We start from the raw sequence: 25,821 nt of genomic DNA on the forward strand, positions 1-25,821 counted from the left end.
TTCGGTTAAAAATTAGCAGAAAAACCAAGGGTAAAAGTCCTTGCTGTAGGATATTTGTCACGGTTATCGTTACCAGGTGCAAGTCCGCTGCGGTCAACTTCAGGATCAATACCTTTATATCCTGTGATCACAAAAGAATTGAGTGATGAAGCATAGATCCGTGGCGAATGGATAAACTTGGATTTCAAGTGATTAAATGTATAACCCAGGGTGATATTATCCACCTTCCAGAAATCGCCGTTTTCCACATAATAACTGTTAAATTCCAAAGGCATATTCCTGTTCAGTACAGCTGTGCCGAAAACAGGATCGTAGGCAGATTTTAAGCGGTTGTAATTCTGTACACTGGTATTTTCATAATACATGCGCTGAAAGTTGAGCACCTGATACCCAAAAGCCCCACGCATAGTAACTGCAAGGTCGAAATCTTTATACCTGATGTTATTGTTCCATCCTGCATAGTATTTTGGCAATCCGTTACCCAAAACCTTTTTGTCTTCGAAGGAATGATTAAACTGGTCGTATGGAACTTGCTCTCCATTTTTACCCTCATAAATCCATTTCCCGTCAGATGATACACCAACTACTTTAAAACCATAAAAATCACCGATATTCTGTCCAATCCGCACGATATTGGTAAAAGTGGTAATTGGAGAGCCGGTGTTGCCTGTTGTAAAATAATCACTTGTAGCCTGATAAAGATCATTGGACAAACTCACCAGTTTATTTGCGTTGGTAGAGAAGTTAAAACTGGTAGTCCATTCAAAATCCTTCTTACGGACAGGTGTAATATTAATCAGTACCTCAATTCCTTTATTTTGCATAGTACCTACGTTGGCGCGGGTAGTGTTATACAAGTTTGGTGGGCTTGGCACCTGATAATCATATAAAAGGCCCTTGATCTTACGGTCGTACAGATCTACTGTACCTGTGACCATTCCTTTCATCATGCTGAAATCCACCCCTACATCTGTTTCATGTTTCTCTTCCCATCTCAGGTCGGGGTTAGGATTCTGTGATGGCCCCAAGGCCTGTATCCATTGGCCATTGGAAAGAACATAATCATTATAGTTCAGCAGAGCAACTGCACCAAACCCATTAAGCGGTTGATTTCCGGTTACACCATAGCCAGCCCTGAACTTGATATCATCGAAAAACTTCTGGCCCTGCATAAAGCTTTCCTGCGTCAGCCTCCAGCCTACCTGTACAGCTGGGAAATTACCATAGGGAGATTTTGCACCATAGAACTGGCTGGCTCCCTCTCTTCTTATACTTGCAAGCAACAGGTACCTGTCTTTATAGTTATAGGTTAAACGGCTAAAATAACTGATCAGGTTAGTGGTGGAGTAATTGCTGTACAATGTTCCCAGGCCCCGGCCGGCTGCCCGTCCCTGTCCGATATTGTAATAACTGAAAATATCTGTGGGAAAATCATAGTTACGTTCATAAAAAATCAAAGTCTCATTTTCCTGGTAACTATATCCGCCTAATAAAGACATGCGGTGATCACCAAACTTTTTATCATATTGGGCTGTAAATTCCATCAGGCGATCAATACTCTGCCTGCTTCCGATACTGGCATAGCCGTTGAGATTATTCCGTATAGTCGAGATATTGTGTTTTGTTTCGGAATATCCGCTATTCTCATTATAGCGGGTGTAAGAGCCCAGTGCGTTAAATTTTAAGTCTTTGATTGGTGTATAAGTAATTTGGGTACTCAATCTCTGAAGTGTATTTTGATTGCGGCCATCGCTTTCATATAATCGCGCTACGGGATTATCATACTCAAAGTTATTGGGTTCTTCAAAATAATAACCGTCTTCTCCGCGCAGGGGCGAAGTTGGATTACGGATCAGCGCCTGACGATAGACATAACCCGTAAAACTTCCGCCATCGGTGGATTGTGTAAATTTATTCTCCTGGTTTAAAATTCCGAGGTTAATCTTCAGTTTATCATTAAACACGTAATGATTGATATCTGCACGGGCGGTTAATGTCGTATTATCCGATTTTTTAAAGATCCCATTCAATGAACGGTAATTTACCGAAGCGAGGTAATTCGTTTTACTATTGCCACCACGAAAAGTGAGGTTGTGGATGTTGGTGATCGGAGTTTCATTGGTGATCTCCTTTAACCAGTCTACCGAAGAACCCAAATCATAAGATTTGTCACGCGTACCTGCAGCAATCTGTGCCCTGTAATCATCAGCGGTAAACATCTTTGGCGACCTGTAAATAGACTGTGTGCTTACAGAGCCACTGTATTCTACGGTATTGGCAAATTTGCCGCTCGCTCTTTTAGTTGTGATGATAATGACGCCATTTGTTCCGCGAACACCGTAAATAGCTGCAGCAGAGCCATCTTTCAATACATCTATCGATTCAATATCTTCAGGGGCTACTGTTTTTAACGTACTGGGAATTCCATCAACCAAAACCAGCGGATCGGCATTGGCACCAAAGAGGGTGGTATTCCCTCTCAATTGGATCTGACTACCTGATGTAGGGTCACCGCTGGGTGCGGATACCGTCAATCCTGCAACTTTACCCTGGATCAGCTGTCCGGCATCCAGCACCGGAGCCTTTACAAAATTCTCGGATTTAATAGTTGCTACAGAGCTTGTAATATCGCCTTTGCGCTGTTGTCCGTAACCAATCACCACAACATCTTCCAGGGATCTGAGATTAACTTTGAGCTGGATACTCACTTGTGTTCTCCCGCTTAAAGGCACTTCCTGGGTGGTATAACCGATAGAAGAAAAAACCAGCACTGCATTGGCATCGGGAACACGTATAACATACTTTCCATTTGGGTCGGTCTGCGTGCCAGTTCTGCTCCCCTTGATTAAAACGCTTACGCCTGGCATGGGCCTGTTTTCATCATCAGTGACCGTTCCGCTGATAGTGATATCCTGTTTTTCATTGATAATCATACCCGCGGAGCTTTTTCGCTGAATAATTACATTTCTTTCATCCACCTGGTAAGTGATCGGTTGGTCTTTCAGACAAAGTTCAAGAGCCTCCTTTATAGAAGCATGGTTTAGTTTTAGGTCAACCGGCCTGGTATTCGTCAGCATTTGCTCTGTATACAGAAACTGATAACCCGTCTGGTGTTCAATTTCTTTGAAAATTTTTTCTACAGGTGCATTTTTAACAGACATGGTTATGTTCTGGCCACTGCTTGCCAGGGAAACCTGCAGCAAAACAGTGATCAGTAAAACAAACGTAAGTTTCATAACCAGCAGATATTTATGAATACAGGCAGGAAACCTATACCCGGTTAGCGTATAAAAGTTCATATCTTTGTAAGGTTTGGATTTTATATTTGGTTGTTATTATTAGCTTAATGATATCGGTTGCCATCCAAACAAATTGGTCAGGGTGTTCGCAGCACTCTGGCCTTTGTGTTTTATGAATTAAGCGCACCATGAGTAGTTTTTTAATTCATGACTATCACACTCCTTTCCCTTATTTTAAATCTTACTAAACCTGTCAGTTCCAGTTTATGCAGTACATCTGTCAGCTCTTTTGAGCGTGGGATGATGCCTACAAACTCTTCTTCGGTAATATTCCCCTGATATTGAATATCAACATCATACCAGCGGGAGATCTTTTTCATCACTACTCCGATCTTCTCATGGTCAAAGGTGAAATTTCCATTTTTCCAGCCTACCACCTGAGACGTATCTACCGGCCGTATTTTAATTTGCTTTTCAACTACAGCCTGCTGTCCGGGCACCATGTCTCTGCTATCAGCATCAATGCTGATTCTTACAGAACCCTCTAATAAGGTTGTACGGGTTGCCGGTTCATCGGTGTATCCCATGATATTGAAATGGGTGCCCAGAACTTTGACCTCAGTATGGTTAACGCTGACTATGAATGGCATGGATTTGTTTTTAGCCACTTCAAAATATGCTTCACCAGCTAATTCTATACGCCGTTCCCTTCCTTTAAATACAACAGGAAACTTCAAAGTGCTGGCAGCATTCAGCCATACTTTCGTTCCGTCAGGCAGCATTATTTTATACTGACCGCCTCTGGGGGTAGCAAGAACATTGTATTGCATCTCCGTATCATTTGACTCTGCTTTCTTATTGCTGTAGACCAGTTCTCCTTCTTTAACTTTATGCACCGTAAAATCCTGCTGCTGCACCAGCTGACCGTCCGCGGCATCTGAAAGGATAATCTTTTTGCCATTTGCGAGTGTCAACACTGCCTTATTGCCTCCTGGTAAAATTTTGGTATGTCTTAAAGCGATGATGTTTTGGTGTCCCTTTTGTATCTGCCTGGAAGAATTAAAATACAGGAACAGCAGACCGCATATCAGGGCCACGGCAGCGGCACTCCAATAAACCATGCGGTGGCCCGGTGTGCTGATCTTTTTGTACTGGTGCTGGTCACCTTCGTCCAGCTTCCCTTCGATAACTCCGATAAGGTTTTCATATTGCGGGACAAAAAAATCAGTTTGCTGTTCAAAAAAATAACCGCAGCGGTCCAAAACCTCCTTTGCTTCCTCATCCGGCAGCGAATTCAGCCAATCCACAAATTCCTGGTGTTCCACGGCAGAAGCCTGGTTTGAAGCGAACCTTTCAAGAAATGCGTTTAGTGATTTTTCGTCCATACCGGAGAAAGACGAATCAAAAATGAAAAAGAACCCCCCGAAGAAAAAATAAACTAGGAGTGATCAAGCTTGTGGATATAATCACGAACGAAATTCATTCCACTATAAAGCTGTTTCTTTACTACAGACTTGGAAATACTGAGCTGCGCAGCAATTTCGTCCAAAGACAGATCTTCCTGTGTTCTGAGTTCAACTATACGCTTGCGTTTTTCAGGCAGCCTGCTGATTGCTTCTATGGTGAACTGTTTGTATTGATTACAGATGATGTTGCTATCCGAACTCTCGGTATGCTCCATATCAGTGCGCAGCACCAATTCTTTTGCTTTAACCTCGACCTGGGATTTCCGTACCCTGTCCAGCAATAAATTTCTGGCAGAGCGGTAGAGATAAGGTTTAAAATGCCGGATATGCTCCAGGTTCTTGCGGTTAAGCCAGATTTTCAGAAATAGGTCCTGGACAACCTCCTCTGTAGTTTCCCTTGATTTGCAGATCAAGTGGATGTAGCTGTAAACATTATGCATATGCCTCCGGTAAAGTTCATTGAAACTTACACGGTCGCCCTCTGCAATTCTGATCAATAAATGTGTATCATCCAAGGGATTGTCCATACATCATGAATAAGTATAAGCTTACCACTACACCCAGGTAGTTGTTTATAATTGGTATACTAATGTACCAACAGATTTTTAATAAAAAAACTATTTAGCGTCAAAAAGACGATTATTATTTCATCATTAATTATTCAGCAATGAACTGCCCTTGTTTTGCTTCCTTCCAAATGGAATTAAGGCTTCAGGGTCATTATTTAAATACTTATTTTTGCAACTTCTATCAGCACACTGATAGGCTGATCAGATGCATTATGGTAAATTTAGAGTGGTACAGAACTTTCAAGGCGATTTATAAAACAGGGACCCTCACCGGGGCAGCACAGTCGCTCTTCATTTCGCAGCCGGGAGTGAGCCTGCACCTGAGTTCCCTGGAAAGTTATATAGGCTATAAACTGTTCGACCGCACCGGCAGGAAGATGGTGCCCACAGAGAAAGGGAAAGTATTTTACAATTTTATCATCGAGGCACTGGCAAAACTGGAAGATGCTGAAAAGAACTTTCAGCGCAGCACAGAAAAACATACGCCTACTATCAGTGTGGGTATGTGTTTCGAGACTTTCCAGATGACGCTTGAACCTTATGTTTCATCACTGCCCTTTAACCTGATCATACAGTTTGGAGAATACCCGGAAATGTTGGAGAACCTGGATAAGGGAATCCTGGACCTGATTATTACACCGCAAACCGGGACAACTACCAACATAGAACATGAGCCATTTTCTTCTGAAAGGATAGTTTTACTTGGCGGCATCCATGTAAACCAGGATGAGTTTAATGAATTGCTGGAAAAAGGCGACAAAAACAAAATCCTGGACTGGCTCAATCAGCACAAATGGTATGGTACCACCGGGGATATGGAACACCTGCGAAGGTTCTGGCAGCTGAACTTCAATAAATATCCTGATTTCAGGCCAAACTACATCGTTCCCAATATCAACTCTATCGTTCGCTGCTTAAGTGGCAGCAATGGACTGGCAGTAATCCCTAACCACCTTGGCAAGAAAGAAATTGAAGATGAACAGGTGAAAGTGATCTGGGAAGGCAGTCCGCTTCTGGAAAACACATTATACTTTGCCACACGTAAAAAGAACTTGTATACTGAGGAGACGCAGGCGATTAAAGAGCTGATCAGAAAAGTGATGTAAGAATTACAAAGAAATCTGGCAGCGTTCATTCTGCAAAACCTCCAGAAAGCTATCCCTGTCATATACCTTTTTCAAAAGCGCTTCCTCCCTTTTATAGGTGCTTTTTAACTCTTTCCTGTCCATTGCCTGCGAAAAACGCCTGATGTCATCCTGACTGCGCAGTGTCAGTCCGGGAACCTGTTTAGGCTTGTTATCATCACCAATAGCCACCATTGTGAAATAACTGGTATTGGTATGTTTCACCACATGCGTTTTCAGGTTCTCTGAGATAACCCTGATGCCAATGATCATCGAGGTATTTCCCACGTAATTCACCGAGGCCATTAAAGACACCAGCTCCCCCACTTCTACCGGGGCAAGAAAGTTCACCACATCAATGGAAGCAGTAATGCAGTAGCCATCAGAATGTTTGGCTGCGCAAACATAGGCCACTTTATCCATTAAACTTAGAATGATGCCCCCATGGATCTTGCCGCCAAAATTTGAATAAGAAGGGATCATGAGCTCAGTAAGCGTAATCTGGGAATCTCCAACAGCTTTGAAGTCTTGCATTGATAATGGAATTAGGCCTGCAATTTAGTTTTTTTTGCAGGACAGACAAATCTGAAGGGCATGATTATTGACGAAAACTGGCAAATCCTCACACATGTCTGCTCCCCAAAAGCGTTTTCAGGCTATTCCTTTTCTGATCAGTATCCTCATTCCAATGATCTTTGGCGCATTGGGCGGCCTGATTACCATCAGATCGGTAAAAACATGGTACCCGGGTATAGCAAAGCCATCTTTTAATCCGCCAGACTGGCTTTTCGGACCCGTATGGTCAACTTTATTTGTCATCATTGGCATAGCGGCTTATCTTGTCTGGATTAAAAGAACACAGGTTGTACATTTCCCAAGAACCGCAGCTATATATTTCATCCAGCTAATCCTCAATCTTGCCTGGTCATTCTTATTCTTTTACAACCATTTGATAGGGGCCGCGCTCATAGAAATATTTGCATTGCTGGCAGTAATCGTTATCAATGGAATCGTTTTTTATAAAATCGACAGAACCGCCGGATTACTGTTTATTCCCTATTTTCTGTGGGTAAGTTTCGCCAGCATCCTCAATTATAATATTTTTATTTTGAATCAGGTCTGAAAGAAAACCTGTAATTTAGGAAGGTGGTCTCTTCAAGAATACGCTTATTATTTATCCTTTGTTTTTGGACATTTCACGCTAATGGCCAGAAGGTTGGCCTTGTGCTGAGTGGAGGAGGCGCAAAAGGCCTTTCACATATCGGCACTTTGAAGGCTTTAGAAGAGAACCACATCCCCATAGATTATATTACAGGCACTTCCATGGGCGGCATCGTGGGCGCGCTGTATGCTGCGGGATATTCGCCTGCACAGATCGAAAAGATTGCTCTCACCACTGAGTTTCAGGATTGGGTTAACGGGAGGTATAAAAGTGATTACAGCTACTATTTTCAGAAGAGCAGTTCCAATGCATCGCTGATCACTGCAAAAATACAGGTAGATACCGCACTTAGAATGAGCATCAGGAACAACCTGGTGAATGATATACCTTTGAATTTTGCATTGATAGAACTGCTGTCGCAAGCCTCTGCCATAGCTAAAGATAATTTTGATAACCTGTTCGTTCCCTACCGCTGTATGGTATCTGACGTTTTCTCACAAACAAGTATCACGGTAAAAAGTGGAAGCCTGGCCGAAGCTGTACGGGCAACAATGACTGTTCCTCTGATTTACAGACCCATTAAACTGGATAATAAATATGTTTTTGACGGGGGATTATACAATAATTTTCCTGCTGATATCATGCAGAAAGAGTTTAGACCCGATTACATCATAGGGGTAAACGTATCCGCCAAGAACTTTAATGAATACCCTAAAACCGGTGACGAACGCCTAATGAACCGGATTATGATGTTCATGTTCCTCGCGAAATCAGATTCTACCCTGATAGGCAAAAACGGAATTTATATCCAGCCCAATGTACAGGATTATAGCGCAAGCAATTTCTATCCGGTGGCGGAGCTGATCAAAAAGGGTTACGACGCAACGATGGCAGACATGCCAAGGCTATTGCAGGCGGTACGCAGAAGAACGGACCCAAAAGATCTTGCCCTCAAAAGAAACGCTTTCAACAATAAAAAGCCGCAGCTCAAATTCAATGAAGTGGTAGTCACCGGCGTAAACAGTCAGCAGAAACGTTACATACAGCGGCTTTTCAAGCGCGATAAAGCTACATTCGACCTGGCTGATATCCGTCAGGGATATTATAAGCTGGTTGCGGATGAAACCTTTGAAACGATTTACCCCAAGATATCTTATCATCCTGCCTCGGACAGCTATACCTTCGAAATTGTAGCTCAGCCAAAACACAGTTTTAAACTTGACCTTGGCGGTAACATTTCAACCAGGCCCATCAGTACTGTTTTCCTCGGGCTGCAGTACAATTACCTCGACCGCAAGGCATATACTTTTGGCACAGAGTTCTATTCAGGCCGTTTTTATGAATCCGCACAGCTGAACGCAAGGATTGATTACCCTTCGCGCCTTCCCTTCTTCCTGGCAGCAGAGTTTACCTATAACCACTTCAACTATTACAATACAAGTAAGATCTTTATAGAAAATCCACATCCAACTTATATTGAACAGTCTGACAGGAAAGTTGAGATTAAGGGAGGAATACCGCTTAACCGGAATACAAGGATCACACTGAGTACTTCATTTATCAATAATGACGATAATTATAGTCCGACCAACAGTTTCAATACGGGAGATATCCTTGACCAGACGATTTTCAACGGACTGAGATCCGGCCTGGCCTTTGAGCAGAACACATTTAACCGTAAACAATATGCCGACCGTGGCAGAAACTTCCTCTTTGCCATCAACTACTTTACCGGCAAGGAAAACTATACACCGGGCAATATTTCGAGGAATATTCCTACGGCAGTTCCGGATATCACCGTCATCCGGAAATTCAGACAGTGGATGAGCCTGAAGATCAGCGATGAGAATTATTTCTTCCATAAAGGAAACTATACACTTGGATATGTTGCTGAGGGCGTGATATCGAGTCAGCCATTGTTCTCTAATTACTATGCAACTTTGCTGGCAAGCCCTGCCTTTTACCCCCTGCAGGACAGCCGGTCGCTCTTTCTTGAAAAGTTCAGGGCATCAACTTACCTGGCAGGAGGCTTAAAAAATGTTTACCGGTTGAGAAGAAATGTGGATTTCAGGATAGAGGGTTTTGTGTTCCTTCCTTACCAGGAAATTACGCAGATGGGATTCCAGGAGGTAAAAAACTCCCCCACCTTTAACCGGGTACATTACGCAGGGACAACCGGGCTTGTTTACCATACTCCCGTAGGTCCGGTTAGCTTAAGCTATAATTTGTATGATGATCCGATAAAAAGAAACGGCATTTTGTTACATTTGGGCTACCTGATCTACAATAAGCGATCTATAGAATAACAAAAATAAATCACCAGGATAAAAAATGAAAACGATCTTCTACTGTTTGTTACTCTCTCTGATCTCAGTATCAGCTTTTGCCCAAAAATCAGATATCAATAATTTTATTGTAAAGGAAAGCCTGCTGAAAAACAGCAAACTGGCCATTATTGCTGCAGATTCCCTGGAGCAGCCCGTAGAAACTATTAACGGGCTGTATACATTTACGGTAAGCGGATTTACGCAGCCCCTGAAATTCAATGATGGAGTGGCTATCCTTCCGATGCAGCTGGACAAATCGTCTTTTGTTTACATCAAGCACCAGAACGACTCCGGAACGCACAGCAAGTTACTGTATATTTATAAAAAAGACGGCAGCTTAAACCCATTTACGATCAATAGTCTATGGCTTGTTCTATTCCCACTGCTGCTGATCTTTCTGGCTTTTGCTTTCAGGAAACTGATTATCATTGTGGTGATTATTTTGCTGGTCTATATCTATTTTAACCACAGCAACGGCTTGCAGCTTTCTACTTTCTTTGAATCTATCTTTGACAGTTTGAAACGTGCCTTTTAGAAAGGCAGGCCAATACCAAAATTGTACTGGAAGAAATGGTAACCGTCCGGACTGTTTCTTTCCAGGTAGTTATCCTTGAATTCTTTGGTACCGCTGAACATTTTTGAAATTACCCACTGATCTGCCGGAGCGAACTGCGGGTCACGGAGTTTAAGCCCGACATCAAAACGGAAGACAAAATACTGCAGGTCATACCGCAATCCCATTCCTGTGCCTACCCCAATCTGGTTGCCAAGGTTCTTGAAATCAAAGTAGGTTTCGGGCTGTGAATTTCCGGAGGAGATGTTCCATACGTTACCTGCATCCAGAAAAGCTGCACCGTTTAACTTGGAGCCGAAAAAGTTATCCAGCAGTCTCCATCGGTATTCAAGATTCGCCTCAATATGCATCTGTCCCAGCTGGTCTATCCCGTACAGGGTTGTTCTTGCCTCTTCGGTAGTTAACCTGTCGCCACGGTTGTAATTACCCGGCCCGAGTGTTCTTGCCTGCCAGGCCCTAACGCCGCTTGCACCACCTGCAAAGAACAGCTTTTCAAAAGGAATCGCTGTAGAGTTTCCATAGGCGTAACCTACCCCTCCGTTTATCCTGGCGATGAACTGCCTGGTTGCACTTATATTCTTATACCAGCGCAAATCTACTTCGGGTCGAACATATTGGTTGTAGGGCAGCCCCAGCACACTTGCATAATCGCCGGCTTCAGGATTATGTTTGCTGCCAAACAGTTTATTTGCCGCAGCAAGGCCGTTACCGGCAATATCTATATTCCCCCTGAAATACACAAAGCTGTTTCCGGGCAGCAAGAGTTTATTGGCGTTTAGGGTATAGGCATATTTCATGCCCAGGGTGATGTCTTTTCTTGCCAGCAGCGTAATATTATACCGGTAATCCCTGTAAAGATTCTGCCCTTGTACGGTATTTGAATCGATCAGTAAACCACCAAAACGGTATTCAAAATTCAGAGGGGTAAATGAGTGCAGTTTCGATTTGGTTTCTACCCATTGATAAGTGAGTGAATTCAGGAATACCCGGCGTACAAAAAGGTCTTTTTGAAGGGAATACACATAACTGGTGGAAAAAATCGTATAAGGCATTCCGTTCTTGCCCATCATAGGGATATCAAAGGGAACCATCAGGCGCGGTACGGCCAGACTGGCACTCAGCGAGAAATCGCGCTGGTAAATATCGTTAAACAGAGAACCCTGGCCTATGCGCGACTGCAATCCGCCTTTGATCTGGAACTCAAAACGCTCGGCTCCCCTGAAAATATTGTTATTAACGTAAGTATTACTGAGTGTAAAACCTACGGTTCCGGCATTGAAAGGAACCTCTCCCTCCACCCTGTTGCTCATTCGTTTTTGCGGAGTAAGCTGAATAACCGGCTGCAGTATTGCACTATCCTTAGCCTTTACATACTCAATCTTTACGTTTTTAAACACATTCAGTTCATAGAGCCTGTCATAGGTCAGGTTTTCCTTCGAAATATCATAGGTTTCGCCCATTTTGATAAAGTCATACCTCACCACAGGGTTCCTTCTGAAACGCTTTGACAAATCGGTATACCTGATCCCTCTAAAAATGCGTTCATTCAATTTAATTGAATCCGGAAAACCTTCTGTTGTAGGGGCAATTACAATATTTGTTTCTCCTATTTTATACTGTTTGTGTTTAGTAGAATCCGGATCATCGATATAAAGGACAACATGAGTTGTGCTGTTACGCAGTGCAGAATCTACTGTAAACCTGACATAGGGACGGGAAAAATCATAATATCCGTTTTCCTTCATTACCTGATAGATCTGTTCGCGCTCATAGGATAGAGAATCATCGTCATACTGCATGTTCTCATGCAGATGCGTAAACTTCGATTTCCCATTCATATATACCTGGCGAACAGCAGAATCGGGTATTGAGTAAGCTACTTTTGCTATTTTGAAGGCAGGACCGGTATTGGCTTTAAACTCTACCTGCGCGCGCTGTTTTTTGATGCGGATATCTGATTTCACTTTAGCCATGAAGTAACCTTTGCTGATCAGGTATTTCTCGATCTGGTTCCTGGAGATCTCTACAAGCGTGCTGTCCAGCAAAGGTGCAGGTTTACCTACTGACTTGATTTTGAAAACCGTATAGAAAAAATTGTACAGACCTACATTGATACCCAGCTTGGATGCAGGCCGAATATCCTTCTGAATGTAGTTCAGTGCCTCCTCTTTATACTTGCCGGGAATACTGTCTATTTCTACCTTCTTTACGATCGACTGGTTGTCTTCAATCAACTTTGTAGAGGAGCAGGCACATATAAAAAGAATAATAAATAGTAATATTGCGGGAAACTGGAATTTATTTTTATAAATAGGATATGCTTTCAAAGTCTCAGATAGGGTTTATAAAATCATTACATCAAAAAAAGTACCGTAAAGAGCTTGGGATATTTATTATCGAGGGAATAAAATCAATTGCAGAGTTTATTCCTTCGGACTATCAGATCCATAGTGTATATTTTCTGCCACAATATCAATCTTTACTACCCAAATTACCAGCAAATATAAAGTTATTTGAAGTAACGAGTGCCGAACTGGAGAAGATAAGTACATTACAGGCCCCCCAAGGCATTCTTGCGCTGGTTAATATTCCTGAAACCTCTGCGATTGATAAGGCTACACTCAGAAATAATTTCTCGCTTGTGCTTGACGGGGTGCAGGATCCGGGCAATCTGGGCACAATTATCAGAACGGCCGACTGGTTTGGATTGAAACATGTCATCTGTTCCCCCAATACGGTAGAAGTTTACAATCCCAAAACAGTACAGGCAACGATGGGTTCCCTCTGCAGGGTTAATGTGAGCTACCATAGTCTGCCTGAGTTGCTAAAGGATATTGACATCCCGGTATTTGGGGCAATGCTCAACGGCAGCAGCCTGTATGAGACACAATGGGGCATTGAAGGCTTGGTGATCCTTGGCAACGAAGGACAGGGCATTAGTCCGGAGATTATCGATTTGATCAGCCGCCCGGTAACTATTCCGAGAGTGGGACAGGCTGAATCATTGAATGTTGCGGTATCGGCAGCAATATTTTGCGCCGATATTAGCAGAAATATGAATAAATAAATTGCATCTTAAGTATTAATTGCTATTTTTGCAGCCTGAATTTCAACAGGTCGAGTGGCCGAGTGGCTAGGCAGAGGTCTGCAAAACCTCGTACAGCGGTTCGAATCCGCTCTCGACCTCCAGATTTATATAAATTAAAAAAACTAAAGGTTAAGACCATGGCAGTTACCAGATTAAAAAGAAAAGACAGACAAAACCACGTAACTTCACGTTTAGAAGTTAAAACGTTGAAACTAGCTACAAACATCGAATTAGGCAGCCGTTCAAAACAGTCTAAAAAAGATCAGTTAGCTAAAAACAACCTGTTGTTAGATCAACTTTCTGCAGCTTTAAGAGCTTAAGTTCTTTTTGTTAAAAATAAAAAAGCCTTTCAGGACATCCTGAAGGGCTTTTTTCTTGGAGTCGAAATTCTACTTTACCAGCTCTTTACAGATCCGCTTTACAATACCCGGCCCCTCATAGATAAAGCCGGTATATAGCTGAACCAGCGAAGCACCTGCTTCAAGTTTATCTTTTGCATCCTGAGGAGAATGTATTCCTCCCACCCCGATGATAGGAAATGCCTTGTCTGACTTTTCTGATAAGTAACGGATAACTTCTGTTGAGCGTTTAGTAAGTGGTTTTCCGCTTAACCCGCCATTTTCTGCAGAAAGCTCAGGAGCCGTATATAAACCGCTTCTGTCGATAGTGGTATTTGTGGCGATAACTCCTGCAATCCCCGTCTCCTTTACGATGTCAACTATATCATCCAGCTGCTCATTAGTAAGATCTGGTGCAATTTTTAAAAGAATAGGCCTGGATATACCGTTTTTATGATTACGCTCCTGCAGCGTCTTTAAAAGCAGCGTCAGAGGACCCTTCTCCTGCAAAGCCCTTAAGCCGGGAGTATTTGGAGAACTTACATTGACTACGAAATAATCTACTACATCAAACAAGCGGTCGAAACACTTTACATAATCACTGACCGCATCTTCGTTAGGCGTATTTTTATTCTTGCCGATATTTCCGCCTACTACGATCGTCTTGTCTTTTGCTTTCAATGTTCTTAGCCTTTCAGCCAGTGTATCCACACCTTTGTTATTGAAACCCATCCTGTTGATCAGTGCTGAATCATCCGGCAACCTGAACATCCGTGGCAGGTCATTGCCGGGCTGCGGAAGCGGTGTTACAGTTCCCACTTCGATAAAGCCAAAGCCCAGGTCACTCAGCGCCTCTACATATTCTCCATTTTTATCAAACCCAGCCGCAAGGCCTACAGGATTTTTAAACTTTACCCCAAACACCTCGCGTTCCAGTCCTTTGACATGGATATCAAAACTGCTGCGTAAGATGGTCTTTCCCATCGGGAAATGTTCATGAAACCATTGCAGTCTTTTTACTACGAAATGGTGAACTTTCTCAGGATCAAACTGAAAAAATATAGGTTTAATAAGGCGATACATGCCACGAAGATAAAGAATATGTAATAAAAACGTAGTAATTCAGCAGAGATGCGCTTGAATATCAAACGAAATGCGCCTAAAAATTGTATTTTTGCACCTAACATGATTTCGATAAACGACTTAACATTCCTCATAGGTTCCAGAGCTTTATATGACGAAGCAAACTGGCACATTAAACCAGGAGAAAGAATTGGCCTTATTGGCGCAAATGGAACGGGAAAATCCACTTTACTAAAAATAATTGTCGGAGAATACGCGCCTTCCTCAGGAAGTATTTCTATGTCAAAGGACCTGAAAATCGGCTACCTGAACCAGGATTTACTTTCCTACGAATCCCACCATACGATTTTGCATGTTGCCATGGAAGCTTTTGAGCGCCAGAACCAGATACACGATGAAATTGAAGAGCTCTTAAAAAAGATAGAAACTGATTATTCTGAAGAAGTATTAAACAAACTGAGCGATAAGCAGCAGGAGTTTGAAGCTTTGGACGGTTATAACATCGAGTATAAAGCAAACGAAATCCTTGCTGGTCTGGGTTTCAGTACCGCGGATCAGCACCGCCCGCTAAATACCTTCTCCGGAGGATGGAGAATGCGTGTAATGCTGGCAAAAATTCTTTTGCAGACACCTGACATCCTGTTACTGGATGAGCCTACCAACCACATGGATTTACCTTCCATCAAATGGCTGGAAACTTACCTGGCAGGATTCGAAGGCGCCATTGTGATTGTATCCCATGACAGGTACTTCCTGGACAAGATTGTGAACCGTACAGTAGAATCCCGCAAGGGAAAACTGACCACTTATGCAGGTAACTATACCTTCTACCTGGAAGAAAAATCACTTCGCGGTGAGATCCAGAAAGGTGAGTTTAAAAACCAGCAGGCCAAGATCAAGCAGGAAGAAAAACTGATCGAGCGTTTCAAAGCCAAAGCGAGTAAAGCTAAAATGGCACAGTCACGCATGAAGGCACTGGACAAAATGGAACGCGTTGAGGATGTGGATGACGACAACCCTACAGTAAATTTCAGCTTCAAGTTTACTAAACCTTCTGGCCGCCACGTAATCAGAATTGAGAATGCCACAAAAAAATATCCGAATATAGATATCCTCGAGAACGCTGAAGCGGTCATTGAGAAAGGCGACAAAATTGCCCTGATTGGTGCCAACGGTAAAGGAAAATCAACCCTGCTAAGGATGGTTGCCGGCGTAGAGAAATTTGACGGAACCTGCGAGACAGGTCATAATGTAACCACTACTTTTTTTGCCCAGCATCAGCTGGAATCACTGCACCTGGGCAATACCATCCTGGAAGAGCTGCAGGCATTTGCACCTAAACATACAGATACAGAATTACGTGGTATCCTGGGCTGTTTCCTGTTTAGCGGAGACGATGTATTCAAGAAGATCAAGGTACTCTCAGGAGGAGAAAAATCAAGGGTTGCACTGGCGAAGTCATTAACAACAGACTCCAATTTCCTGATCCTTGATGAGCCTACGAATCACCTGGATATACAGTCGGTAAATATCCTGATCCAGGCTTTAAAGCAGTTTGAAGGAACTTTTATAGCAGTATCCCACGACAGGTATTTCCTGGATAATGTAGCCAACAAAATCTGGTTTATCGAAGAAGAACAGATCAAACAATATCCTGGTACTTATGCAGAGTATGAAATCTGGAACAGCAAACGCGTGCCGCCTGTTGCAAAGAGTATCCCTGTAAAACCTGTAGAGAAAGAAGTAAAGCCTAAAGCAGAACCAAAACCGGTGACAGCCAACAGTCAGCAGCAACTGAAAAAACTGAACGATCAGTTACAGAAGATTGAACTGGAAACTGTTGAACTGGATAAGGATGTTAAAACTATTGAAGCTGAGCTGGCTGATGAAAAAGTTTACAGTGACCAGGCCAGGCTCGCAGAGGCGAACAAAAAATATATGACAGCAAAACAGCTGCTGGATACTGCCCAGAACAAATGGGAAGAACTGGCTGCTGAAATTATGGAACTGGAAAGCAACTAATGATTAAACAGGGAGTATTGCTTTTTTTAAGTTTGTTCATCCTACAGATTGCCGCAGCGCAGCAGCAATTTGTGTACGACAATAAAGTGTATAATACACAGATCAAAACCGTACAATGTTACAATTCTCAGAAAGAGCAATCCATCCCGGTCATTACCCTTGGCTCTTCGGAGCAATTGCTTTTTTCATTTGACGACCTGCGGGGCGGCAGTAAAAACTACTGGTATACGGTAGAGCACTGCACTTACGACTGGAAATCATCGGGCATTTCTGCCCTGGATTACCTGCAAGGGACTACTGAGGACAGGATCATTGATTATGCCTATTCTTCCAAAACCCTGCAGAAGTTCACGCACTACACCCTAAGTTTACCCAACGATCAGATCAAGCCAAAACTATCAGGAAATTACCTGCTCAAAGTTTATGAAGATGGCGATCAGAGAAAGCCTGTATGTTCACAGCGTTTTTTCATTGCTGATAAATTGGTGAACATCAATACACAGGTCATACCGAGCAACGAGGTCTCTTTGCGTTTCAGTAATCAGAAACTGAATGTGACTGTTACCTATACCATGACTATCCAGAATCCCTATCAGGATTTGAAAATGGTATTGATGCAGAATGGCAACCCGCTGACGGCGAACCTGAATACAAAGCCTACATTTGTGAAACCCGGCTCCGTAATTTACAACGATCTGGGCAGTAATGACTTCCCCGGAAGCAATGAGTTCAGGAAATTTGACTCCCGCAGCATTCGTTTTAAAGGCGAACATGTGCAGGAAATCTCTACTGACAGCATCAATAATGTCATCCTGTTCCAGGATTTGAATGGCAACACTCCTAAATACACACAGATCAACGATGACAACGGGGCTTTCTTTGTACGTAACCAGGATAATATCGACAATGATACTGACAGCGATTATCAGCACGTCCTCTTTACGCTAAACGCAAAAACGCCTTCTGAAAACGGAAGTATCTATGTTGTGGGCAGGTTTAACAATTACACTTTGAGCGAGGAGAATAAACTGAGATTTGATCCTGCAAAGAAGAAATTCCTGACCAGCCTTTACCTGAAGCAGGGCGTTTACGATTATCAGTACGTATGGAAGGACAATACCAATAGCAAAGCCGATAATACAACTTTTGAAGGTTCTTTTTTTGAAACTGAAAACGATTATCAGGCTTTTGTTTACTACCGCAAACCCGGCAGCCGCTGGGATGAACTGATTGGGTACAACCTTGTCAGCACAGTACAGAAATAAGCTAAATTACATCTTTGATTTAGCTTATTTCTGTAAAGGTTGAGCAAGATAACGAACCTTATGAGGCCAATCAATAAGGCACCGTTAATTCAACTTCAGTACCCAGATTGACACGCTTCCGGCCTGACAGAAAAACTCCGCCCATCCGTCTTCTGCAACTGTAATCTCTTCAGTTCTGTAACCTAAAGCATCCACGAACACCTTACCCGCTTGCGCCGGGCCCATTTCCATATGTTTAGAGCCTTCTTCCCCATTGCTTAATACTACCGCAACTCCGGAGTTTTTCTGCTCAGCAGTTCCTTCTCTTGTAAAGCCGATACAATTCGGATGATCAAAGTATTCACGCTGGATACCATGCGCAGCATCACGGCGGGTTCTGAGCATTACATCCAGTTGTGGCACACCAATAAGCTCCACATCGGCATCGTTGCCATCAGTATCTTTATCTATATATTTTGCACCATAAAGATCGGGGTAGAACACACATGGTATTCCCTGTTCCCTGAGCAGGATCAATGCATAGGCTAAGGGACGGAACCAGAAATCTATATAAGCCTCGAGCGACTGCAGTGGTTGCGAATCATGGTTATCAACAAAAGTGACAGAGAGTTGCGGATGTGATTCTACCAGGGTATCATTAAAGATTGTACTCATATCATAATCACTGCCCTGTTTTCCTGCCTGATAAAAATTATGGTGAAGCATAGAGTCAAAAAGCTGCATCCTGCCCTCCGTCAAATCCACATAATCTCTCAATTTCTGTACATCATCAAGAATCCAGTTCTCTGCAACAATAAAGAAATCTTTATCAAATTTGGATTTCATATGATCCAGCCATTCCTTCAGATATCTTGGGGAAATATGTTTAACAGCATCAAGTCTGAAACCGCCCATACCGCAGGTTTCATAGTACCATTCGCCCCATCTTTTTAACTCCTCCCGTACAGCTTTATTTCTAAACTCAATATCGTTGAACATGAGGTAATCATAGTTGCCCATTTCATCAGAGGGCACATCTTCCCATCCGTCGCCGTATTCATTTTGTATAGAAAATATAGCGGATTCCTGCAGGTCTTCGGCCCAGTCGATTCCGCTGAAACAGCTTTTATCCCAAATAAACGCTGAGTATTTTCCCTTCCTTCCGGGAAAAGTAAACTTTGTCCAGGCCTCTATTTCAAACTGATCCGATGTAAATTCAGAACGATTATCGGGGTTTACACGTTTAACCGGCACTTTTTCAAGTTCATCTGCCCCTGCCTTATGATTAAACACCACATCAGCGACTACCATAATGTCCTGATCATGCAAATCTTTTATAGCCTGCAGATATTCTTCCTTATTACCATACCTTGTAGGCACACTATTCTTTTGATCAAACTCTCCAAGATCATACAAATCATAACAATCATATCCTACAGAGTTGCTCCCTTCAGTACATTTATATGCAGGTGGGAGCCATGCTCCTGTTATGCCTATATCTTTAAGTGTTTTAGCCTCTGCTGAGACTTTTTTCCATAACTTTAATTCGTCGTTGTAATACCAGTGAAAATACTGTATCAGAGTTTGATTGATCATTATCCTTTATACGTTATTTGATTGAGCGTACAGGGATAACATGAAGTCTTAGTTTTTGTTTACTTTTGCAGCCAATATGGGCACAATAGCTAAACATCCTAAGAATTCATTTACAGTGATGAATGAACTGGTTTTACCAAATGACACCAATACGCTGAATAACCTGATGGGTGGCAGGTTACTGCACTGGATGGATATTGCCGCAGCTATCTCTGCACAAAAACATTGTAACCGGATCGTGGTGACAGCCTCAGTGGATAATGTTTCTTTTCAGCATGCCATAAAACTGGGCGATGTGATTACTATTGAAGCCAAGGTAACCCGTGCTTTTCATACCTCCGTAGAGGTTCGTATGGATGTATGGGCAGAAAATATTCCTTCGGGAAGCCGTATAAAATCAAATGAAGCTTATTATACCTTCGTTGCGGTAGACCAGAGCGGACGGCCGATCCCGGTACCTGAACTTTCTCCGGAAACTGAAGAAGAGATTGAGTTATTTGCAGGTGCCTTACGGAGAAGACAACTGCGCCTGATTCTTGCAGGCAAGATGGATGCGAACGATGCCAAAGAACTGAAGGCATTATTCTTCAAAGAGTAAGTTCAGCCGAGTACCGAAAAATAATGCTGAAGGCAGCTTATCAGCTGCCCATTTCAAGTATTTTATCAAATTCGGTTGCTTTCAGCTGCATTACCGATAGCCTGCCCTGTTTAACGAGAGAAATATCTTTCAGGCTTTCTTCTGCCTTGATTTGCTCCAGTGACACGGGATTTTTGAGGCTTTCTACGGGCGATAAGTCTACCACTACCCAGTTTGCGTCATCTGTTGTTGGATCCTGATAAAATTCGCGTACTACCTTTGCAATCCCCACTACATTTTTTCCTTCATTGCTGTGATAAAAAAGAACCAGGTCGCCCTCCTTCATCAGCTTGATATTATTTCGGGCCTGATAATTTCTTACGCCGTCCCAAAATGTACGTCCGTCTTTGTTAAACTGGTCCCAGCTGTATTTAAAAGGTTCTGATTTGACTAAAAAATAGTTCATTGTATTGTATAATGGTAATTGGATTAATGTATCATTTTAAACAGCAGCTCCTTCAGGAGTTCCCCGTCGGTTACGTTGCCGGTACTGTCTACTCCTTTGCTTTTCAGGTCATATTCCCGCAGTAAACTGATAATATCAAAGGTTTTATTCATGTTGTAATTTCTTGCAGCCAGTTCATAATCTTTCACGAAATAAGGATTTACACCTAACTCTTTGGCCGCATCATTCTTGTTCTGCAGATAATGGTATTTCAGTATTTTGGAGAAGTAAGAATTCAGGTTTGCCATCACCATGACCATGGGATTTGCCTTGGGGTTGTCTGCAAAATAGTTGATAATCTGGTTAGATTTTAATACGTTTCTGGCCGCCAGTGCCTTCTGTAATTCGAACACATTATACTCCTTACTGATTCCTATATTTTTCTGCACAAGATCAGTATCAATAGTCGTTTCTTTACTAATATTGAGCATCAGTTTTTCCAGCTCATTGGAGATCTTGGACAGGTCAGCCCCCAGATATTCAGCCATCATGGCCGAAGCCTGGGGCGCGATCTTCATACCCTTTTCTTTAACCAGATCTTCGATCCACTGGGCAAGCTTATAATCCCTCACTGGATCCGACTGAAACACTACCCCATTTTTGGTGATAGATTTGAAGAGCTTCTTGCGTTTATCAAAATTGGCATATTTAAAGCCTAGTACCAGAATGGTGCTGCTGAGCGGGTTTTCAAAATAGTTCTGTACAAACTCGGCCTGTTTGCTGCTGCCTTCGGTTTCTTTTGACCACTTCAGGTCCTGCGCTTCTTTTACCACGATCAGCTGGTAGTCTGACATCATTGGATAGCGTTTTGCCGCATTCAGGATTGTGGCCATATCCGTATCCTTACCATACAAAACCGTCTGGTTAAAACCTTTTTCCATTTCATTCAGGATATGCTGTTCCATATAATGAATGATCTGATCAATATAGTAGGGTTCTTCACCATGTAACAGGTAAACAGGCTTAAACTTTTTAGCTTTAAGGTCTTTTATAATATCGGAAGCAGTCATAAATTATTCAAATGTAACGGCTTAAAACTAATTATTAAAGGTTATTTTTGCACAAATGGCATTTACACCAACCGCACTGAACCTTCCGCCGTATCCTTTCAGGATTACTTTGAAAGAGGACCAGCACTTCATTTTTGATGAAGTAAGGAGAAAGCACCTGGTTTTAACTCCCGAGGAGTGGGTAAGGCAACATTTTATTCATTATCTGATCAGAGACAAAAAATTCCCGAGGTCGCTGATTCAGATTGAAGGCGGCCTCAGCTTAAATCAGTTACAGAAACGTACGGACATTGTGATTTTTAACACGGCTGGCGAGAGGATTATGGTTATTGAATGTAAGGCCCCAGCTGTAAAAATTTCGCAGGGAGTATTTGATCAGGCTGCACGTTACAATTCCGTACATCAGGCAAAATGGCTGGTGGTCACCAACGGACTGAAACATTGTTATGCGCAAATTGATCATATCACCTCTCAGTTTTTATTCTTTGAAGAACTGCCGGAATATAGTATGCTCTAGAACAAAAAAGACATATAGATATCAGTGTATCTATATGTCTCAATATATATGACTATACTTTAAAGCGCTGCTAAGGAGTCTTCAATAATCTTGATTTTCGCATCAGCATCCGCCTTCTTGTTTCTTTCGTTCTGAATAATCTCCGGCTTGGCGTTCTGCACAAAGCGATCATTGCCAAGCTTCGCATCTACAGATTTCAAAAATCCCTGTAAATACACAAGTTCCGCGTTTAAGCGTTCCCTTTCTGCTTCTACGTCAATCGTTTCATTCAGCTGGATAAAGAATTCATCGTTGCCTACCATAAATGCTGAGGCGCCAGTTACTTTATCATTTACAAAATCAACTTCAGTAATATTCGCCAGCTTGGAAATGATCGTTAACCATTTGTCGTAAGCTATCGCAGAGTTCACTTTTATGCTCAAAGGCAAAGCTTCTTTTGGTGAGATTTGTTTTGTGTTTCTAATATTACGGACTTCAGCAACAATCCCTTTCACTATTTCAACATCCTTCAATAAGGGCAGATCAGCATTCCCTACAACAGGATAAGGAGCAACGATAATACAATCCAGTTCGCCTTTTTCGCCAAAAATGTCATCATGCCAGAGTTCTTCTGTAATAAAGGGCATGAAAGGGTGTAAAAGGCTCAGGACTTTTTCGAAGAAACCAATTGTCGCATTCAAAGTGGCCGCATCAACGGGATGTTGGTAAACGGGTTTTACCATTTCGAGGTACCATGCACAGAAATCATCCCATACCAGTTTGTAGGTAGTCATTAGTGCTTCAGACAAACGGTATTGTTTAAAGTTATCTTCAATTTCGGCCAAGGCTTCATTGAAGCGGTTTTCAAACCAGAGGATCGCCTGCTCATTTGGATTAGGAAGATTTTCATCAACTTCCCATCCTTTGATCAGGCGGAAAGCATTCCATATTTTATTGGCAAAATTCCGGCCCTGCTCACAATAGCTTTCATCAAACATGAGGTCGTTACCTGCAGGAGAGCATAACAGCATTCCTACCCGAACCCCATCAGCACCATATTTTTCAATCAGGCCAATCGGATCAGGTGAATTGCCCAGTGATTTCGACATTTTGCGGCCCAGCTTGTCACGAACGATCCCTGTAAGGTATACATTGGTAAATGGCTTTTTGCCCATAAACTCGTGTCCTGCCATGATCATACGCGCTACCCAGAAGAAAAGAATCTCCGGAGCAGTTACCAGGTCATTCGTTGGATAATAGTAGTTGATATCTTTATTTCCGGGTTCTTTGAAACCATTGAATACCGATATCGGCCACAACCACGAAGAGAACCAGGTGTCCATTACATCATCGTCCTGCCTGATAAAAGTTGCCAGCTGATGTTTAAAGCCATTGGCTTCTTCTTCAGAGAATTTACCGTCAATATCTTTTACCTTGAGGAATTCGTTCAATGCGTCTTCTTTGGTTTTAGCAACTACCCAGTTGCCTTTATCATCGTACCATGCCGGGATACGCTGGCCCCACCACAGCTGGCGGCTGATGTTCCAGTCGCGCACATTCTCCATCCAGTGACGGTAAGTGTTCACAAACTTTTCCGGAATCAGTTTTACATCACCGTTCAGTACATCTGCCAATGCGGGTTTAGCCATTTCATCCATCTTGCAGAACCACTGCATCGACAGTTTTGGCTCGATAGCCGCATCCGTACGCTCAGAAAATCCTACCTGTGACTTATAGTCTTCTACCTTATCCAGGTGGCCCGCTTCATCCAGCAACACCGCAATCTTCTTTCTAGCAACGAAGCGGTCTTCACCTACCAGGATCACTGCCAGTTCGTTAAGCGTTCCATCGTCATTCAGTATATCTATCACCGGGAGCTTGTGTTTTACCCCAAGTTCATAGTCGTTCAGATCATGTGCAGGCGTTACTTTTAAGCAACCCGTACCGAAATCCATTGTTACATATTCATCCTCTATTACCGGAATTTCGCGGTTGATCAGGGGTACGAATACCGATTTACCCTTCAGGTGCGTATAACGCTCATCATTTGGATTGATACAGATTGCTGCATCAGCCATAATCGTCTCCGGACGTGTAGTAGCAATGGTAAGATATTCAACATTGCCATCCGCATTTGCAGGGGCAATTGAGTATTTAATATAATAGAGCTTCTGGTTTACTTCCTTACGGATTACTTCTTCATCAGAGACTGCTGTTTTACCAGCCGGGTCCCAGTTTACCATACGGATACCGCGGTAGATCCTCCCCTTTTTGTACAGATCCACGAAGCAGTCGATCACAGCTTCGGAGAGATCTTCTTCCATCGTGAAACGCGTACGTTCCCAGTCGCAGCTCGCTCCCAGTTTTTTCAGCTGGTCAAGAATAATGCCTCCGTATTTTTCTTTCCACTCCCATGCGTAAGCCATAAACTGGTCACGGGTAAGGTCTTTTTTACTAATTCCTCTTTCCTTCAACATGGCCACCACCTTGGCCTCAGTAGCAATAGATGCGTGATCAGTTCCAGGTACCCAGCAGGCATTCTTGCCCTGCATCCTTGCACGGCGGATCATCACGTCCTGAATTGTATTGTTCAGCATGTGGCCCATATGCAGGACTCCCGTTACGTTTGGCGGAGGGATTACAATGGTATAAGGCTCACGTTCATCAGGTTCTGAATGAAAAAAGTTCTTTTCCAGCCAGTAGCTGTACCACTTATCTTCGGTTTCGGCAGGATCGTATTTAGTAGAAATGCTCATTATCGTATAAAAAATATCGGAGTTGAATTACAAAAATAGGGTTTTTGAGGGAAAATGTTTATGCTTTCCACTCTTCATCGAGAATAGCAAATTCAAAACTGTCCATCCAGCCGGTTTTCAGGGGCAGTATCTGGCGTTTTCTGCCCTCCTGTGTCATGCCTGCCTTCTCCAGTACGCGGATAGAAGCCAGATTTTCCACTGCACACCCCGCTTCGATGCGGTGTAGTTTTAACCGGCCAAAACCAAAGCCTATCACGGCTTTAATAGCTTCTGTTGCATAACCTTTATTCCAATGTTCTACATTAATCTTATACCATACCTCTGCGCTGTTAAACTTGGAGGAAGATAGCTTTAAAGCTATCAGGCCTACAAATCCGCCTTTCTCAAATTCTACAGTAAAAGTATAATTTTTGATTGTCCGTTTCTGATGGTCACTGATCCAACCATCCACAATGATATTGGTCTCTTCCAGGTCTTTGGGGATCCCCAGGGTATTGTACTGATCTGTCTCTGCAAGGTGATGCAGCAAATGAATGGCTTCGAGATCTGCCATTTCCACTAATCTTAACTTTAAGCGCTGTGTAAAAAATTTTAATTCGGCCATTGATATGTTCAATTGGAATATTCGGTTAACCTCAGGGATGG

Annotated in this window: 21 protein-coding genes and 1 tRNA gene; 11 read left to right on the forward strand and 11 right to left on the reverse strand. The window is 42.7% G+C overall.

Features of this window, described 5'->3' with window-relative positions; genetic code table 11:
- Positions 1 to 5: 5 nt before the first annotated feature.
- The 3 genes from ABWY16_RS01745 to ABWY16_RS01755 all read right to left on the reverse strand — a co-directional run bounded on the left by ABWY16_RS01745 (position 6) and on the right by ABWY16_RS01755 (position 5,232).
- On the reverse strand, positions 6 to 3,236 hold the full coding sequence (locus ABWY16_RS01745; RefSeq protein WP_353902927.1) for a SusC/RagA family TonB-linked outer membrane protein: 3,231 nt from the start codon (positions 3,234 to 3,236) through the stop codon (positions 6 to 8).
- A 203-nt stretch (positions 3,237 to 3,439) separates the two neighbouring features.
- Positions 3,440 to 4,624: a FecR family protein gene (locus tag ABWY16_RS01750; RefSeq protein ID WP_353902928.1), complete on the reverse strand. Its 1,185-nt coding sequence runs from the start codon at positions 4,622 to 4,624 to the stop codon at positions 3,440 to 3,442.
- Positions 4,625 to 4,677: 53 nt separating this feature from the next.
- Complete coding sequence (locus tag ABWY16_RS01755) at positions 4,678 to 5,232, reverse strand: RNA polymerase sigma factor (protein ID WP_353902929.1); 555 nt, start codon at positions 5,230 to 5,232, stop codon at positions 4,678 to 4,680.
- Between the two features lie 254 nt (positions 5,233 to 5,486).
- Between ABWY16_RS01755 and ABWY16_RS01760 the strand changes: the two genes are divergently transcribed.
- Positions 5,487 to 6,380: a LysR family transcriptional regulator gene (locus ABWY16_RS01760; protein WP_353902930.1), complete on the forward strand. Its 894-nt coding sequence runs from the start codon at positions 5,487 to 5,489 to the stop codon at positions 6,378 to 6,380.
- A gap of 3 nt (positions 6,381 to 6,383) precedes the next feature.
- Here the strand turns inward: ABWY16_RS01760 and ABWY16_RS01765 are convergent, their stop codons facing one another.
- Positions 6,384 to 6,932, reverse strand: a complete 549-nt coding sequence (locus tag ABWY16_RS01765; RefSeq protein ID WP_353902931.1) for an acyl-CoA thioesterase — start codon at positions 6,930 to 6,932, stop codon at positions 6,384 to 6,386.
- A gap of 94 nt (positions 6,933 to 7,026) precedes the next feature.
- Between ABWY16_RS01765 and ABWY16_RS01770 the strand changes: the two genes are divergently transcribed.
- From ABWY16_RS01770 to ABWY16_RS01780, 3 genes are read left to right on the forward strand one after another with little or no spacing between them, the layout of a single operon-like run.
- On the forward strand, positions 7,027 to 7,521 hold the full coding sequence (locus tag ABWY16_RS01770; protein WP_353902932.1) for a TspO/MBR family protein: 495 nt from the start codon (positions 7,027 to 7,029) through the stop codon (positions 7,519 to 7,521).
- A 23-nt stretch (positions 7,522 to 7,544) separates the two neighbouring features.
- A complete protein-coding gene (locus tag ABWY16_RS01775) occupies positions 7,545 to 9,866 on the forward strand; it encodes a patatin-like phospholipase family protein (RefSeq protein ID WP_353902933.1) in 2,322 nt (773 codons plus the stop codon).
- Positions 9,867 to 9,891: 25 nt separating this feature from the next.
- A complete protein-coding gene (locus tag ABWY16_RS01780; protein ID WP_353902934.1) occupies positions 9,892 to 10,422 on the forward strand; it encodes a hypothetical protein in 531 nt (176 codons plus the stop codon).
- On the opposite strand, the gene tamL is transcribed toward ABWY16_RS01780, so the two are convergent.
- Entirely contained in the window at positions 10,419 to 12,788 is a 2,370-nt protein-coding gene (tamL, locus tag ABWY16_RS01785) for a translocation and assembly module lipoprotein TamL (RefSeq protein ID WP_502930980.1), read from the reverse strand. The genes ABWY16_RS01780 and tamL overlap by 4 nt on opposite strands.
- Here tamL and ABWY16_RS01790 point away from each other — a divergent pair.
- The 3 genes from ABWY16_RS01790 (at position 12,779) to ABWY16_RS01800 (ending at position 13,869) form a co-directional block, all read left to right on the forward strand.
- Positions 12,779 to 13,528, forward strand: coding sequence for a TrmH family RNA methyltransferase (locus tag ABWY16_RS01790; RefSeq protein WP_353902936.1), 750 nt, complete (start codon positions 12,779 to 12,781; stop codon positions 13,526 to 13,528). The two genes, tamL and ABWY16_RS01790, sit on opposite strands and share 10 nt — an antisense overlap.
- A 48-nt stretch (positions 13,529 to 13,576) precedes the next feature.
- Positions 13,577 to 13,650, forward strand: a tRNA-Cys gene (locus tag ABWY16_RS01795).
- Positions 13,651 to 13,686: 36 nt separating this feature from the next.
- On the forward strand, positions 13,687 to 13,869 hold the full coding sequence (locus ABWY16_RS01800; protein WP_090555001.1) for a spore protein: 183 nt from the start codon (positions 13,687 to 13,689) through the stop codon (positions 13,867 to 13,869).
- A 69-nt stretch (positions 13,870 to 13,938) separates the two neighbouring features.
- Here ABWY16_RS01800 and ABWY16_RS01805 read toward each other — a convergent pair whose 3' ends face one another.
- On the reverse strand, positions 13,939 to 14,970 hold the full coding sequence (locus tag ABWY16_RS01805; protein ID WP_353902937.1) for a quinone-dependent dihydroorotate dehydrogenase: 1,032 nt from the start codon (positions 14,968 to 14,970) through the stop codon (positions 13,939 to 13,941).
- 102 nt (positions 14,971 to 15,072) lie between these two features.
- Here ABWY16_RS01805 and ABWY16_RS01810 point away from each other — a divergent pair, with 102 nt between their 5' ends.
- Together ABWY16_RS01810 and ABWY16_RS01815 are read left to right on the forward strand one after the other, a co-directional pair.
- Positions 15,073 to 16,992 (forward strand): ABC-F family ATP-binding cassette domain-containing protein, encoded by a 1,920-nt coding sequence (locus tag ABWY16_RS01810; protein WP_353902938.1) that lies wholly within the window; start codon positions 15,073 to 15,075, stop codon positions 16,990 to 16,992.
- Complete coding sequence (locus ABWY16_RS01815; protein WP_353902939.1) at positions 16,992 to 18,257, forward strand: type IX secretion system plug protein; 1,266 nt, start codon at positions 16,992 to 16,994, stop codon at positions 18,255 to 18,257. Before ABWY16_RS01810 ends, ABWY16_RS01815 begins: the two co-directional genes overlap by 1 nt.
- A gap of 84 nt (positions 18,258 to 18,341) precedes the next feature.
- On the opposite strand, the gene amyA is transcribed toward ABWY16_RS01815, so the two are convergent.
- A complete protein-coding gene (amyA, locus tag ABWY16_RS01820) occupies positions 18,342 to 19,832 on the reverse strand; it encodes an alpha-amylase (RefSeq protein ID WP_353902940.1) in 1,491 nt (496 codons plus the stop codon).
- A 76-nt stretch (positions 19,833 to 19,908) separates the two neighbouring features.
- On the opposite strand from amyA, the gene ABWY16_RS01825 reads away from it, so the two are divergent.
- Positions 19,909 to 20,430: an acyl-CoA thioesterase gene (locus tag ABWY16_RS01825; protein WP_353902941.1), complete on the forward strand. Its 522-nt coding sequence runs from the start codon at positions 19,909 to 19,911 to the stop codon at positions 20,428 to 20,430.
- A 40-nt stretch (positions 20,431 to 20,470) separates the two neighbouring features.
- On the opposite strand, the gene ABWY16_RS01830 is transcribed toward ABWY16_RS01825, so the two are convergent.
- Both ABWY16_RS01830 and holA read right to left on the reverse strand, forming a co-directional pair.
- A complete protein-coding gene (locus tag ABWY16_RS01830) occupies positions 20,471 to 20,875 on the reverse strand; it encodes an EVE domain-containing protein (RefSeq protein ID WP_353902942.1) in 405 nt (134 codons plus the stop codon).
- A 23-nt stretch (positions 20,876 to 20,898) separates the two neighbouring features.
- Positions 20,899 to 21,924 (reverse strand): DNA polymerase III subunit delta, encoded by a 1,026-nt coding sequence (holA, locus tag ABWY16_RS01835; protein ID WP_353902943.1) that lies wholly within the window; start codon positions 21,922 to 21,924, stop codon positions 20,899 to 20,901.
- A gap of 55 nt (positions 21,925 to 21,979) precedes the next feature.
- On the opposite strand from holA, the gene ABWY16_RS01840 reads away from it, so the two are divergent.
- Positions 21,980 to 22,441: a type I restriction enzyme HsdR N-terminal domain-containing protein gene (locus ABWY16_RS01840; RefSeq protein WP_353902944.1), complete on the forward strand. Its 462-nt coding sequence runs from the start codon at positions 21,980 to 21,982 to the stop codon at positions 22,439 to 22,441.
- A gap of 59 nt (positions 22,442 to 22,500) precedes the next feature.
- Here ABWY16_RS01840 and ABWY16_RS01845 read toward each other — a convergent pair whose 3' ends face one another.
- Both ABWY16_RS01845 and ABWY16_RS01850 read right to left on the reverse strand, forming a co-directional pair.
- A complete protein-coding gene (locus tag ABWY16_RS01845) occupies positions 22,501 to 25,176 on the reverse strand; it encodes a valine--tRNA ligase (RefSeq protein WP_353902945.1) in 2,676 nt (891 codons plus the stop codon).
- A 58-nt stretch (positions 25,177 to 25,234) separates the two neighbouring features.
- Positions 25,235 to 25,780 (reverse strand): GNAT family N-acetyltransferase, encoded by a 546-nt coding sequence (locus ABWY16_RS01850; protein ID WP_353902946.1) that lies wholly within the window; start codon positions 25,778 to 25,780, stop codon positions 25,235 to 25,237.
- Positions 25,781 to 25,821 lie beyond the last annotated feature (41 nt).

It is taken from the genome of Pedobacter sp., assembly GCF_040513095.1.
Lineage (GTDB): Bacteria > Bacteroidota > Bacteroidia > Sphingobacteriales > Sphingobacteriaceae > Pedobacter.

Excerpts from the sequence above, each read along its gene's own strand:
- ABWY16_RS01850 (WP_353902946.1), bottom strand. The coding sequence starts at position 25,780 with ATGGCCGAATTAAAATTTTTTACACAGCGCTTAAAGTTAAGATTAGTG.
- ABWY16_RS01745 (WP_353902927.1), bottom strand. The coding sequence starts at position 3,236 with ATGAAACTTACGTTTGTTTTACTGATCACTGTTTTGCTGCAGGTTTCC.
- ABWY16_RS01755 (WP_353902929.1), bottom strand. The coding sequence starts at position 5,232 with ATGGACAATCCCTTGGATGATACACATTTATTGATCAGAATTGCAGAG.
- ABWY16_RS01790 (WP_353902936.1), top strand. The coding sequence starts at position 12,779 with ATGCTTTCAAAGTCTCAGATAGGGTTTATAAAATCATTACATCAAAAA.
- ABWY16_RS01770 (WP_353902932.1), top strand. The coding sequence starts at position 7,027 with ATGTCTGCTCCCCAAAAGCGTTTTCAGGCTATTCCTTTTCTGATCAGT.
- ABWY16_RS01780 (WP_353902934.1), top strand. The coding sequence starts at position 9,892 with ATGAAAACGATCTTCTACTGTTTGTTACTCTCTCTGATCTCAGTATCA.
- ABWY16_RS01845 (WP_353902945.1), bottom strand. The coding sequence starts at position 25,176 with ATGAGCATTTCTACTAAATACGATCCTGCCGAAACCGAAGATAAGTGG.
- ABWY16_RS01805 (WP_353902937.1), bottom strand. The coding sequence starts at position 14,970 with ATGTATCGCCTTATTAAACCTATATTTTTTCAGTTTGATCCTGAGAAA.
- ABWY16_RS01840 (WP_353902944.1), top strand. The coding sequence starts at position 21,980 with ATGGCATTTACACCAACCGCACTGAACCTTCCGCCGTATCCTTTCAGG.
- holA (WP_353902943.1), bottom strand. The coding sequence starts at position 21,924 with ATGACTGCTTCCGATATTATAAAAGACCTTAAAGCTAAAAAGTTTAAG.
- ABWY16_RS01800 (WP_090555001.1), top strand. The coding sequence starts at position 13,687 with ATGGCAGTTACCAGATTAAAAAGAAAAGACAGACAAAACCACGTAACT.
- ABWY16_RS01810 (WP_353902938.1), top strand. The coding sequence starts at position 15,073 with ATGATTTCGATAAACGACTTAACATTCCTCATAGGTTCCAGAGCTTTA.
- ABWY16_RS01815 (WP_353902939.1), top strand. The coding sequence starts at position 16,992 with ATGATTAAACAGGGAGTATTGCTTTTTTTAAGTTTGTTCATCCTACAG.
- ABWY16_RS01825 (WP_353902941.1), top strand. The coding sequence starts at position 19,909 with ATGGGCACAATAGCTAAACATCCTAAGAATTCATTTACAGTGATGAAT.
- amyA (WP_353902940.1), bottom strand. The coding sequence starts at position 19,832 with ATGATCAATCAAACTCTGATACAGTATTTTCACTGGTATTACAACGAC.
- ABWY16_RS01765 (WP_353902931.1), bottom strand. The coding sequence starts at position 6,932 with ATGCAAGACTTCAAAGCTGTTGGAGATTCCCAGATTACGCTTACTGAG.
- ABWY16_RS01760 (WP_353902930.1), top strand. The coding sequence starts at position 5,487 with ATGGTAAATTTAGAGTGGTACAGAACTTTCAAGGCGATTTATAAAACA.
- ABWY16_RS01750 (WP_353902928.1), bottom strand. The coding sequence starts at position 4,624 with ATGGACGAAAAATCACTAAACGCATTTCTTGAAAGGTTCGCTTCAAAC.
- ABWY16_RS01830 (WP_353902942.1), bottom strand. The coding sequence starts at position 20,875 with ATGAACTATTTTTTAGTCAAATCAGAACCTTTTAAATACAGCTGGGAC.